This window comes from Micropruina sonneratiae, assembly GCF_025972045.1.
Lineage (GTDB): Bacteria > Actinomycetota > Actinomycetes > Propionibacteriales > Propionibacteriaceae > Micropruina > Micropruina sonneratiae.
The window spans coordinates 885,885-897,276 of record NZ_JAPDHX010000001.1 but is presented as its reverse complement, the minus strand read 5'-3'; the positions used below and the strand labels follow the sequence as shown (position 1 = coordinate 897,276).

Genomic DNA, 11,392 nt, shown 5'->3' with positions numbered 1-11,392 from the left:
CACCTCGCAGATCGAAGGAGAACCAGATGCCACAACTCAGCCTCGGCACCATCGAGGTGCTCGGCCTGCCCGCGGCGGTCGCGGCCGCCGACGTGGCCTGCAAGACCGCGGACGTGAGCCTGATCGGCTACGAGACCACCGACGGCATGGGCATGGTCGCGGTCAAGGTCGAGGGCCAGGTATCGGCCGTCCAGGCCGCGGTCGCGGCGGCCCGGGCCGCCGCCGCCCAGATCACCACCGTGTTCGCCACCTCGGTGATCGCCCGGCCCTCGGCGCAGTTGCCGCCGGTGGTGTACACCGCGGAGACCGTCGGCTACCGGACCCCGGCGCCCGAGCCGGCCGAGCCGCCGGCTGCGGAGGCTCCGGACGACGAGGCATCACCCGAGCCGGCCGACGCCGGCGAGCCTGCGGCAGGCCCGTCCGCCGCGCCCTCCGACCCAGCAACACCGCCCGCCACCCGGCGGCGCGCCACCACGTCCAGCAGGAAGTAGAAGGGAACAGACATGAGCGAGGCACTCGGCATGGTCGAGACCAAGGGGTACGTCGGGGCGGTCGAGGCCGCGGACGCCATGGTGAAGTCGGCGAACGTGACCCTGGTCGGCTACCAGAAGGTCGGCGCGGGCCTGGTCACCGTGCTGGTCCGGGGCGACGTCGGAGCGGTCAAGGCCGCCGTGGACGCCGGCGCGGCGGCAGCGGCCGCGGTCGGCGAGGAGGTGCTGAGCAAGCACGTCATCCCCCGGCCCCACACCGACGTCGAGCAGTTGCTGCCCAAGCAGGCGTGACGTGGGCGAGTCCGAGACGGCCGCACTCGTGGACCAGATCACCAGCGCCGTCCTGCATCGCCTCGCCGAGGCGTCCGACCGGATCGTGGTGGGTGTGTCGAACCGGCACGTCCACCTCAGCCGGGCCGACCTGCAGACCCTGTTCGGCCTCGACGAGCTGACCCTGTACCGGCCCGTGCGGCAACCGCAGGACTTCGCAGCCGAACAGATCGTGGCGGTGCACGGGCCGCGGACCAGCTTCGCCCGGGTGCGGGCGATGGGCCCGTGCCGGCCCAAGTCGCAGGTCGAGCTGAGCCGCACCGACGCGATCGCCCTCGGCATCGACGCACCGCTGACCCAGTCGGGCCACCTGGACGCCGCGGGGCCGATCGACATCGAGGGCCCGCGTGGGACGATCCACCTCGACCATGCGGCGATCGTCGCGGCCCGGCACATCCACATGGGCCCGGCGCACGCCAAGGCGTGGGGACTGGCCGACCAGGACCGGGTGCAGGTGCGGTTCGACGGCGAGCGCGGCGGCGTGCTGCACAACTTCATCGTGCGGCTGAAGGACGACTGGATCCCCGAGATCCACCTGGATACCGACGAGGCCAACGCGCTGGGGCTGCACACCGGCGACTACGGGACGCTGATCAGGCGGTGACCATCATGACCCCGGCGATCAAGGGCATCGAGGCTCCCGAGGCGGCCATTCGCCGCTTCGCGGAGCTGGTGCGCTCGGGCGCGGTCGACGAACCGGCGGGCGAACCCCGGCTCGGCATCGACCTGGGCACGGCGAACATCGTCGTATCGGTGGTGGACGCCGCCAACCGTCCCGTCGCCGGTGACTGGGCGCACTCCACGGTCGTGCGTGACGGCGTCGTGGTCGACTGGGCGGGCGCCACCTCGGCGGTGCGCCGGCTGACCCACGCCGTCGAGTCGCGGCTCGGGCACCGGTTCGCCTCGGCGTCGGTCTCCGTTCCGCCGGGGATCAGCGACGGCGACACCAGGGTGTTCCGCAACGTCGCCGGGGCCGCCGGCCTGGACGTCGACGAGGTGGTGGACGAGCCGGTCGCGGCCGCCCGGGCACTCGGCATCAGCGACGGCTGCGTGATCGACATCGGCCACGGCACCACCGGGGTGTCGGTGCTGTCGGGCGGCCGGACGGTGCTGTCGGTCGACGAGGCGACCGGGGGCCACCACATGAGCCTGGTGCTGGCCGGCGCCTACCGGATCGAGTACGAGGCCGCCGAGGCGATGAAGAAGGACCCGGCCCGGCGCGACGACGTGGTCGGGGTGATCCGGCCCACCCTGGAGAAGATGGCGTCCATCGCGGCGGACGCGCTGGCCGGGATCGAGGTCGACCTGGTCTACCTGGTGGGCGGGTCCAGCTCGTTCCCCAACGCCCCGGACGTGTTCGCCGGCCGGCTGGGCAGGCCCGTGGTGAGGCCGGCCGAGCCGCTGTTCGTGACCCCGTTGGGCATTCCGATGCGGGTGGTGGGCGATGACTGAGCCGACCGCGGCCGGCGTCCGCGAGCTCGTGGTGGAGGCACTGGCCGAGTTGCTGGTCCCGCCGCCGCGGCGCGCGCTGGTGCTGTTCGCCGGCGGCCTGCTCGGATTCGAGGACGCGGTGGCCAGCCTTAGGCGGCTGCAGGCCACCGGCTGCCAGCTCGACTACCGGCTGACGCCCAGTGCCGAACGGGTGCTCGATCAGGACCTGATCGCCGGCATCGGGATGCGCGAGGTGAGCCGCCGGATGGTCGAGGAGCACGATCTGCTGATCGTTCCGACGCTGACCGCCAACCTGGCCGCCAAGGTCGCCCACGGCGTCACCGACTGCCTCGGCAGCAACCTGTTCAGCGAGTTCATCATGAGCAACAAGCTGGTGATCGCCGCCCGCAACGCGGTCTGTCCGGACGGCGCGGACAAGATCTCGTGGTTCCCGAACATGCCGCCCGCCTACGCCGACCTGCTGCGCGGCAACCTGGCGACGATGGCGTCGTTCGGCGTCCGGCTGCCGCTGGCCGGCACCCTGTGCCGCACCGCGCAGGCGGCCTGGGACCGGCGCGACGCCGCCCGTCGCGCCCCGGTGGTGGCCGCCCTGGGCACCTCGCTGGCCGGGCTGCGCGCGCGGAGCGACCGGTCCGCCACGCCCGGCACACCGCCGGCCACTGCAGGCCCGGCCGGGCGCGAGGCAGCATCGACGACCATCGCCGGCGAGGACGTCCGGGCCGGTCTGGTCAGCCACCAGGTCGTCCAGCAGCTGCCGCCCGGCACGCAGCTGCGGGTGGGCGCGGCGACCCTGGTCACCGCGATGGCGAAGGACCTCGCCGCGGCCCGGTCGATCCGAATCTCACGGGAGGTATGACATGTTCCTGGCCAAGGTGCGCGGCACGGTCGTCTCGACCAGCAAGGACGAGCGGCTGGTCGGTTTCAAGCTGCTGGTGGTGCACCGGATCGGTGTCGAGGGCGAGTACGTGACGAACCCGTCGGTGGCGGTCGACACCGTCGGGGCCGGCGTCGGCGAGACGGTGATCGTCACCGGCGGCAGCTCCGCACGGTTCGCCGCCACCCGGCCGGACGCCCCCATCGACCTGACCATCGTCGGGATCGTCGACACCGTGGAGATAGGTCCGGCCTGATGCCCAACGTCTACACCCGCACCGGCGACCGCGGCCTGACCGGCCTGTTCGGCGGTTCGCGGGTGCCCAAGCAGAGCCCGGCCGTCGAGGCGTACGGCACCGTCGACGAGGCGAACTCCTCGATCGGCGAGGCCAAGGCCATCGCCACCGACCAGGTGGTGAAGGACACGCTGCACGGCATCCAGCAGAGACTGTTCGTGCTGGCCGCCGAACTCGCCTCCGATCAGGCCGGTCGCGACATCCTCGACAACACGATCGACGCCGCCGACGTCACCGAGTTGGAGGGCCTGATCGACATGTGCCTGGAGGTGACGGGGCCGCAGCGGGCGTTCGTGGTGCCGGGCCGGGACAAGCCGTCGGCCGCGCTGCACCGGGCCCGCACGGTGACCCGGCGCGCCGAGCGGCGGGTGCTCACCCTGGCACAGACCGAGCCGGTGCGTCCCGAGCTGATCACCTACCTCAACCGCCTCTCCGACACCCTGTACGCGCTGGCCAGGCTGGCCGAGCACAGCTACGACCTGTCCCGCATCGAGCAACTGGTCCGGCAGGCGGTCGCCAGGGCACTGGGCGACCCCTCGGTGGCCGGCGTGACCCGTTTCGACCTGGCCGCGACCAAGCGGGCCGCTGAGGCGGCGGAGGCGCGAGCCCTCGAGGTGGGGGTGCCGATCGTCTTCGCCGCGGTGGACGCCGGCGGCCACCCGTTGCTGCTGCACCGGATGGCGGATTCGCTGCTGGGCAGCATCGACATCGCCCTCAACAAGGCGTTCACGTCGGCGGCGTTCAAGCTGCCCACCGCGGCGCTGAAGGACCCGTCGACCCCGGCGGGTGCGCTGCACGGCATCCAGCACTCCAACGGCGGCCGGGTGGTCGTTTTCGGGGGCGGGCTGCCGGTCTTCGTCGACGGCCTGATCGCCGGCGGCCTCGGAGTCTCCGGGGGCACCGTCGAACAGGACGTCGACATCGTCACCCATGCACTGTCGGTACTGGAGGAACAATGACCACGATCAGCCCCGAAGACGTCCGCCGGGTCGTCGCCCAGGTGGTGCAGGCGACCCTTGCCCAGGCCGGCGCGCCGGCGTCCGACCCGGGGGGTGACGGCGTCTTCGCCAGTATGGACGCCGCCGTCACCGCCGCGGACGCCGCGTACCGCGCCTACCTGGACTGCTCGCTGAAGGACCGCGCCCGGTTCGTGCAGGTCATCCGCGACGTGGCGTTGAAGCCCGAGCACCTCGAGCACATGGCCCGGGCGACGGTCGAGGAGACCGGCATGGGCAATGTCGCCGACAAGATCGCCAAGAACCGGGCGGCGGCGTCCTTCACGCCCGGCACCGAGGACCTGATCACGCAGGCCTGGTCGGGCGACGACGGCCTCACCACCGTGGAGATCTCGCCGTACGGCGTGGTCGGGGCGATCACCCCGACCACCAATCCGACCGAGACGGTGATCAACAACGCCATCGGCATGCTGGCCGCCGGCAACGCGGTGGTGTTCAGCCCGCATCCGCGCGCGACGAAGGTGACGCACTGGCTGATCCGCGAGCTGAACCGCGGGCTGGCCGACGCGGGGGCGCCGCCGAACCTGATCACCACCGTCACCGAGCCCTCGATCGAGAACACCAACGCGATGATCGGCCACAAGCTGGTGCGCATGCTGGTCGCCACCGGCGGACCGGGCATCGTCAAGGCGGTGCTGACCAGCGGCAAGAAGGCGATCGGCGCCGGCGCCGGCAATCCCCCCGCCCTGGTGGACACGACCGCCGACATCGTCAAGGCGGCCAAGGACATCGTGGACGGAGCCAGCTTCGACAACAATCTGCCCTGCACCGCCGAGAAGGAGGTGCTGGCCGTCGCGGGGATCGCCGACCTGCTCAAGTTCGAGATGCTCAAGCACGGCGCCTACGAGTTGCGCGACGCCGCGCTGATCGCCCGGCTGGCCGACCTGGTGGTCGACGGACGCCACGCCGTCACCGACTGGGTGGGCAAGGACGCCACCGCCATCCTCGCGGCGATCGGCGTGGACGCCCCCGCCGGCACCCGGTTGGTGATCGCCGAGGTCCCGTTCGACCATCCGTTCGTCAGGGTCGAGTTGATGATGCCCGTGCTGCCGATCGTGCGGGTGAGGGACCTGGCCGAGGGCATGGACAAGGCGGTGATCGCCGAGCACGGCAACCGGCACACCGCGATCATGCACTCGGCCGACGTGAACGCCCTGACCAAGCTCGCCAAGCGCATCCAGACCACGATCTTCGTGAAGAACGGACCGTCCTACGCCGGCATCGGTATCGGCGGCGAGGGGTACTGCACCTTCACCATCGCCGGCCCGACCGGTGAGGGCCTCACCTCGGCGAAGAACTTCGCCCGCAGCCGACGGTGTGTGCTGGTGGGCGGCCTGAACGTCCGGTAGCGGCACAGGGGCCGGGGCTCGCCGGGGTGCGCCGCCGGGCCGCGACCCTTCGCGTGCCTAGGCCGCGAGGCGGCGCTCCCCCAGCCAGTGCCGGACCGTGGCCGCGTCCACGCCCTCGGCCAGCCACAGCGACGCCGCGGTGTGCCGCAGGTCGGTGAGCCGACGGCCCCGGGCGGTCTGCGACCAGCGCACCCGGCTCAGCACCGGCGTCCGGTTCAACTGCTCACCCAGCGCGGTGGTGAACAGGAGTTCGTCCGCGTCCCGCCCGGCCACCTCGCGTGCGACCGCCCCACGGATCCGCGGCGCCAGCGGCACCCGGCGCACCCGGTCGGGCGACAGCGGCCCTGCCGGCTCCGGTTCGGGCGCCGAGCGCGCCACCAGGGCCGACTCGACGTCCGCGTCCACGTCGCCCACCCGCAACGCGCGCAACTCCGCCCAGCGCAGCCCCGTCCGCGCCAGCACCAGCAGCGCGTCGGCCAGCACCGGCGACTGCGCGCACCAGGCCTCCCACGCCCACTCCAGCTCGTCGGGGGTGAAGGGGCGCATGCCACCGTCCGGTGGGGGCGCGGTCGCGGCGACGGCGCGGGGAGGCAGCGGACGCCGGAAGCGGTCGTAGAGGCGGGCCGGTGGGTGCGAAGGGGTGGATACCGGACTGATCATCGTCGTCGTCCTTCTGCTGCATGCACGAAGGACGACGGATCGCCTACCGTGCGCTCGCGACAGCGGGTCAAGGGCCTAACCGCCGGGAGGAGCATTCCGACTCGTCGGCCACGCCGACTCACGGTTGCGCGTCAGTGCCGGTCTTTCACCGGCTTCCCTCCGCCCAGCGGATCTTGTTGTGGTCCCAGGCTAGCGACGTCGACCAGCACAAATTGGTTGTCTTCGCCCTTCCCCCGCCTCCACGCACTCGCCTGACTACCGAGCGCTCGCCAACATTGGCGAGCGCTCGGTGGTTAGGCGAGCGTCGAGGTGGGGCGGCGTGCGCCGTGCGGCCGGCGGCGTCGGCCGGACGCTCAGCCCAGGTAGGTGAACCAGGTGTCCCAGGCCAGCTTGAGGGCCAGCGCCGACACCACCGCCAGGAAGACCTTCCGGACGAACGCGTTGCCCTGGGCCAGGGCGGTGCGGGCACCCAGGAAGCCGCCGGTCAGGTTGGCCGCGCCCATCAGCAGCCCGAGCCCCCACAGCAGGTTCCCGGTCACCGCGAACGCGACGATCGCCGCCGCGTTCGTGGTCAGGTTCGCCAGCTTCGCCAGCGCGCTGGACGCCAGGAAGTCGTGCCCGATCACCGACACCAGGGCGATGACGAAGAAGGTGCCGGTGCCCGGCCCGATGAAGCCGTCCCACAGCCCGACGACCGCGCCGATGGCCGCCATCCGCAGCCGGGCGTCGTTGCCGGTGTGCTTGACGTGGCCGTGCAGGCCCAACTGCGGACGCCGCCACGTGTACACCCCGACCGTCACCACCGCGAACAGCACCAGCGGGGTGAAGTGCTGGCGGGACATGAAGTGGGTGAGCTGGGCACCGCACCACGAGCCGACCGCCGCCATCACCAGCAACGGCCAGGCCAGCGTCCAGTCGACCCTGATCGAGCGCAGGTAGGTGGCCGCCGCGGTGGCGGTGCCCAGGAACGACGGCACCTTGTTGGTGCCGGCGATGGTGGCCACCGGGGTGTCGGCGGGCAGCCCGATCAGCAGCGCCGGCAGCTGGATCAGTCCCCCGCCGCCGACCACGGCGTCCACCCAGCCGGCGACGAAGGACGCCAGCACCAGCAGGGCCAGGGTGAGCAGCGGGAGCTCGAGGCCCGTGACCATCAGGTGCGGAGCAGATCGATCAACGCGTCGGCGGCACCCTCGGCGGCCAACTCGGAACGCTCGCCCGTGGCCCGGTCACGCACCTCGACGACGCCGTCGGCCAGGCCGCGGCCCACCACCACCGCGGTCGGCACGCCGAGGATCTCGGCGTCGGTGAACTTCACCCCCGGGCTGGCCTTGCGGTCGTCGAGCAGCACGTCGAATCCGGCTGCGGACAGCTCCATCGCCAGCGTCTCGGCGTACTCGGCCATCGCCGCGTCCTTGCCGGCCGGCACGATCTGGACGTCGAAGGGTGCCAGTTCGCGCGGCCAGTTCAGGCCCCGCTCGTCGGAGCGCGCCTCGGCCACCGCCGCCACGGCCCGGGACACCCCGACCCCGTAGGAGCCCATCGTGACCGTCACCAGTTTCCCGTTGGAATCGAGCACCTTCAGTCCCAACGCTTCGGCGTACTTGCGGCCGAGCTGGAAGATGTGACCCATCTCGATGCCGCGGGCCAGCGACAGCGGGCCCGAGCCGTCCGGCGCCGGGTCGCCCTCACGCACCTCGGCCACGTCGATCACCCCGTCGGGGGTGAAGTCGCGACCGGCCACCAGGTCGATCACGTGGACGCCGTACTCGTTGGCCCCGGTCACCCAGCGGGTGCCGGTGACCACGCGGGGGTCGACCAGGTAGGTCACGCCGCTCGCCGAGGACTCCCCCAGCGCCTCCGGGCCGATGTAGCCCTTCTTCAGCGCCGGGTTCGCGGCAAAGTCCTCGTCGAGGAACGGCAGCACCTCGGCCGGCGCGACCGCCGCCTCGAGCCGCTTGGTGTCGACGTCGCGGTCGCCCGGCAGCCCGATCGCCACGATCGAGCGCTTGCCGTCGGGCTGCACCAGGGTGAACACCACGTTCTTGAGCGTGTCGGACGCCTGCCAGGGCCGGTCGTCACGCGGATGGTCGGCGTTCACCCGGTCGACCAGCGTCGCGATGGTGGGCGTGTCGGGGGTCGGAACCCGCCGCGGCGCCCCGATACCGGAGAAGTCGACCGGTTCGGGGGCGGGCACCGTCACCGCCTCGACGTTGGCGGCGTAGCCGCCGGGCGAGCGGACGAAGGTGTCCTCGCCGGAGTCGGCGACGGCCAGGAACTCCTCGGAGGCCGAACCGCCCATCGCCCCCGAGGTGGCCCGGACGATCACGAACTCCAGCCCGAGCCGGTTCATGATCGCGATGTAGGCCTCCCGGTGGCGCTGATAGGACGCCTCCAGGCCCGCATCGTCGATGTCGAAGGAGTAGCTGTCCTTCATCACGAACTCGCGGCCGCGCAGGATGCCCGCCCGCGGCCGTGCCTCGTCGCGGTACTTGGTCTGAATCTGGTACAGGCTGAGCGGCAGGTCCTTGTACGAGGAGTACAGATCCTTCACCAGCAGGGTGAACATCTCCTCGTGGGTCGGGCCGAGTAGGTAGTCACCGCCCTTGCGGTCACGCAGCCGGAACAGGTTCGGGCCGTACTCGGTCCACCGGTTCGTCGCCTCGTAGGGTTCGCGGGGCAGCAGCGCCGGGAAGCGCACCTCCTGCGAGCCGATGGCGTCCATCTCTTCCCGGACGATGGCCTCGACCTTGGCCAGCACCTTCAGCCCCAGCGGCAGCCAGCTGTAGATCCCCGGGGCGGCGCGCCGGATGTACCCGGCGCGGACCAGCCACCGGTGGCTGGCGACCTCGGCGTCGGCCGGGTCGTCGCGCAGCGTGCGGACGAACAACTTCGACAGGCGGGTGATCAACGCTTTCCCTCTCAGACGCACTCGCCGGACGGTGACCGGTGAGCAGGGGTCAGCCTAGTGGCTGGCGCTGGGCGTCCATTTCCCGCCCCGGCTTGCCGGCCATGGTGAGATAGCGCACGAAGGTTCGGGTTGGAGGAGCCATGGAGATTCTGCTGCTGGTCGTCGGCTGCGTCAGCACCGTGCTGCTGGTCACCTCGCTGTGCCGCCGGCTGCCGGTGCCGGCGCCGCTGCTGCTGCTCGTGGTGGGCGCCGCGGTGTCCTACGAGCCGTGGTTCGAGATTCCCGAACTGTCGGCCGAGCTGGTGCTGTTCGGGCTGCTGCCCCCGTTGCTGTACGCCGCGGCGGTGAACACCTCACTGGTCGACTTCAAGGCCAACCTGGCCGCGATCGGCTGGCTGTCGTTCGGATTCGTGCTGTTCTGCGCGTTGGGCGTCGCCTTCGTCATCGCCGGGCTGTTGCCGGTGCCGTTCGCCGCCGCCTTCGCGATCGGCGCGATCGTCGCCCCGCCGGACGCCGTCGCCGCCGTCGCCGTCGCCCGCCGGGCCGGACTGCCGCGCCGGGTGGTGACCATCCTCGAGGGCGAGTCGCTGCTCAACGACGCCACCGCGCTGGTCAGCCTGCGCACCGCGATCGCCGCCCTCGGCGCCTCGGTGACCTTCACCGACATCGGCAGCGACCTCGCGCTGGCGGTGGTCGTCGGGCCGCTGGCGGGGCTGCTCGTCGCCAAGGTCGCGATCTGGCTGTTCCGGGTGCTGACCGACACCCCGTCGAGCACCACGCTGACCTTCCTGATCCCGTTCGCCGCCTGGGCGCTGGCCGAGAGCGTGCACGCCTCGGGCGTCCTGGCAGTGGTGGTCGCGGGGCTGGTCGTCGGCCACGCCACGCCCCGTGTGCGATCCGCGCCGGCCCGGGTGTCGACCTGGATGAACTGGTCGACCGTGCAGTTCATCCTGGAGCACACCGTGTTCCTGCTGATCGGGCTGCAGACCCACCAGATCCTCGCCGCCGCCGGCGACGACCCGGTCAGCAACGGCCGCATCGCCCTGGTGGCGCTGGCCGTGCTGACGTCCGTCATCGGGTTGCGGATCGTGTACGTGATGGCCATCCGGCCGCTGCTCAGCCCACGACACCGGCCGCTGTCGTGGCAGGAGGGGCTGGTCATCTCGTGGGCGGGGATGCGGGGCGTGGTCACCCTCGCGGCCGCGCTCACCCTGCCGGCCGAGACGCCGCTGCGGCCGGTGCTGCTGCTGATCGCGCTGGTCACGGTGGCGGGCACGCTGCTGATCCACGGGCTCACCCTGCCGTTGGTGGCGCGCCGGCTCGGCGTCCGTGGGCCCGATCCGCGCGAGGACGCCCTGCAGGAGGCGATGGTCACCCAACGCTCGATCTCGGCCGGCATCGACGCCCTCAAGACGGCCGCGGGACCCGACGACGCCGAACTGGTGGACCGGATGAAGAACATGGCCAGGCGCCGGATCGACCTGCAGTGGGAACGGCTGGGGCGCTCCCGCGACGGCGCCGAGTCGACCGCGATGGCTCAGCGCCGGCTGCGGCAGGCGGCGATGGCCGGCGAGCGGCGCAAGCTGCTGGAGATCCGCGACAAGGGCTTCGCCGACCACGAGGTGCTCAGCACCCTGCTCACCGAACTCGACGTCGAGGAGGCCACCCTGGTCACCCGCGAGGACCGGGAACGCGAGGTGCGGGAGGCGCCGGCCCGGGCGTCCGGCGAGGCGCCGTGCGTGCACCTGGGGGAAGTGCCGGCCGAGGTCGACTTCGAGGCCCACGGTGAGTGCGCGGACTGCGTCCGGCTCGGCCAGGAACCGGTCGAGTTGCGGATGTGCCTGACCTGCGGGCACGTGGCGTGCTGCGACTCCTCACCCGGCAAGCACGCCGCGCTGCACTTCCGCCGCACCGGTCACCCGGTGATGCGCTCGATCGAGCCCGGCGAGCACTGGCGTTGGTGCTACGTCGACCAGCTGCACGACGAGGGCCCCGACGACTGACCGCCCGCGCCCCG

Annotated in this window: 12 protein-coding genes; 9 read left to right on the top strand and 3 right to left on the bottom strand. The window is 72.0% G+C overall.

Going from position 1 to position 11,392, the window contains the following annotated elements; genetic code table 11:
- Window positions 1-26: 26 nt before the first annotated feature.
- From OIE40_RS04465 to OIE40_RS04430, 8 genes are read left to right on the top strand one after another with little or no spacing between them, the layout of a single operon-like run.
- Window positions 27-491, top strand: a complete 465-nt coding sequence (locus OIE40_RS04465) for a BMC domain-containing protein (protein WP_264700413.1) — start codon at window positions 27-29, stop codon at window positions 489-491.
- Between the two features lie 12 nt (window positions 492-503).
- On the top strand, window positions 504-782 hold the full coding sequence (locus OIE40_RS04460; RefSeq protein ID WP_264700411.1) for a BMC domain-containing protein: 279 nt from the start codon (window positions 504-506) through the stop codon (window positions 780-782).
- A gap of 1 nt (window position 783) precedes the next feature.
- Complete coding sequence (gene pduL / locus OIE40_RS04455) at window positions 784-1,425, top strand: phosphate propanoyltransferase (protein WP_264700409.1); 642 nt, start codon at window positions 784-786, stop codon at window positions 1,423-1,425.
- Between the two features lie 5 nt (window positions 1,426-1,430).
- Window positions 1,431-2,273: an ethanolamine utilization protein EutJ gene (gene eutJ / locus OIE40_RS04450; protein ID WP_264700686.1), complete on the top strand. Its 843-nt coding sequence runs from the start codon at window positions 1,431-1,433 to the stop codon at window positions 2,271-2,273.
- Window positions 2,266-3,129 carry a flavoprotein gene (locus OIE40_RS04445; protein ID WP_264700407.1) on the top strand — a complete coding sequence of 288 codons (864 nt, stop codon included), beginning with the start codon at window positions 2,266-2,268 and terminating at the stop codon, window positions 3,127-3,129. Before eutJ ends, OIE40_RS04445 begins: the two co-directional genes overlap by 8 nt.
- A gap of 1 nt (window position 3,130) precedes the next feature.
- The gene (locus OIE40_RS04440; RefSeq protein ID WP_264700405.1) at window positions 3,131-3,403 is read left to right on the top strand and encodes a EutN/CcmL family microcompartment protein; all 273 of its coding nucleotides are present in this window, start codon (window positions 3,131-3,133) and stop codon (window positions 3,401-3,403) included.
- Window positions 3,403-4,401, top strand: a complete 999-nt coding sequence (locus OIE40_RS04435; RefSeq protein ID WP_264700404.1) for a cob(I)yrinic acid a,c-diamide adenosyltransferase — start codon at window positions 3,403-3,405, stop codon at window positions 4,399-4,401. The genes OIE40_RS04440 and OIE40_RS04435 overlap by 1 nt, the downstream gene beginning before the upstream one ends.
- Window positions 4,398-5,807, top strand: coding sequence for an aldehyde dehydrogenase family protein (locus OIE40_RS04430; protein WP_264700403.1), 1,410 nt, complete (start codon window positions 4,398-4,400; stop codon window positions 5,805-5,807). The genes OIE40_RS04435 and OIE40_RS04430 overlap by 4 nt, the downstream gene beginning before the upstream one ends.
- A 57-nt stretch (window positions 5,808-5,864) precedes the next feature.
- Here OIE40_RS04430 and OIE40_RS04425 read toward each other — a convergent pair whose 3' ends face one another.
- From OIE40_RS04425 to OIE40_RS04415, 3 genes are all read right to left on the bottom strand, one after another.
- Entirely contained in the window at window positions 5,865-6,467 is a 603-nt protein-coding gene (locus OIE40_RS04425) for a site-specific integrase (RefSeq protein WP_264700402.1), read from the bottom strand.
- 353 nt (window positions 6,468-6,820) lie between these two features.
- Window positions 6,821-7,618, bottom strand: coding sequence for a sulfite exporter TauE/SafE family protein (locus OIE40_RS04420; RefSeq protein ID WP_264700401.1), 798 nt, complete (start codon window positions 7,616-7,618; stop codon window positions 6,821-6,823).
- Complete coding sequence (locus OIE40_RS04415) at window positions 7,618-9,375, bottom strand: proline--tRNA ligase (RefSeq protein WP_264700400.1); 1,758 nt, start codon at window positions 9,373-9,375, stop codon at window positions 7,618-7,620. The genes OIE40_RS04420 and OIE40_RS04415 overlap by 1 nt, the downstream gene beginning before the upstream one ends.
- 140 nt (window positions 9,376-9,515) lie before the next feature.
- Here OIE40_RS04415 and OIE40_RS04410 point away from each other — a divergent pair, with 140 nt between their 5' ends.
- On the top strand, window positions 9,516-11,378 hold the full coding sequence (locus tag OIE40_RS04410) for a Na+/H+ antiporter (protein ID WP_264700399.1): 1,863 nt from the start codon (window positions 9,516-9,518) through the stop codon (window positions 11,376-11,378).
- Window positions 11,379-11,392: the final 14 nt, after the last annotated feature.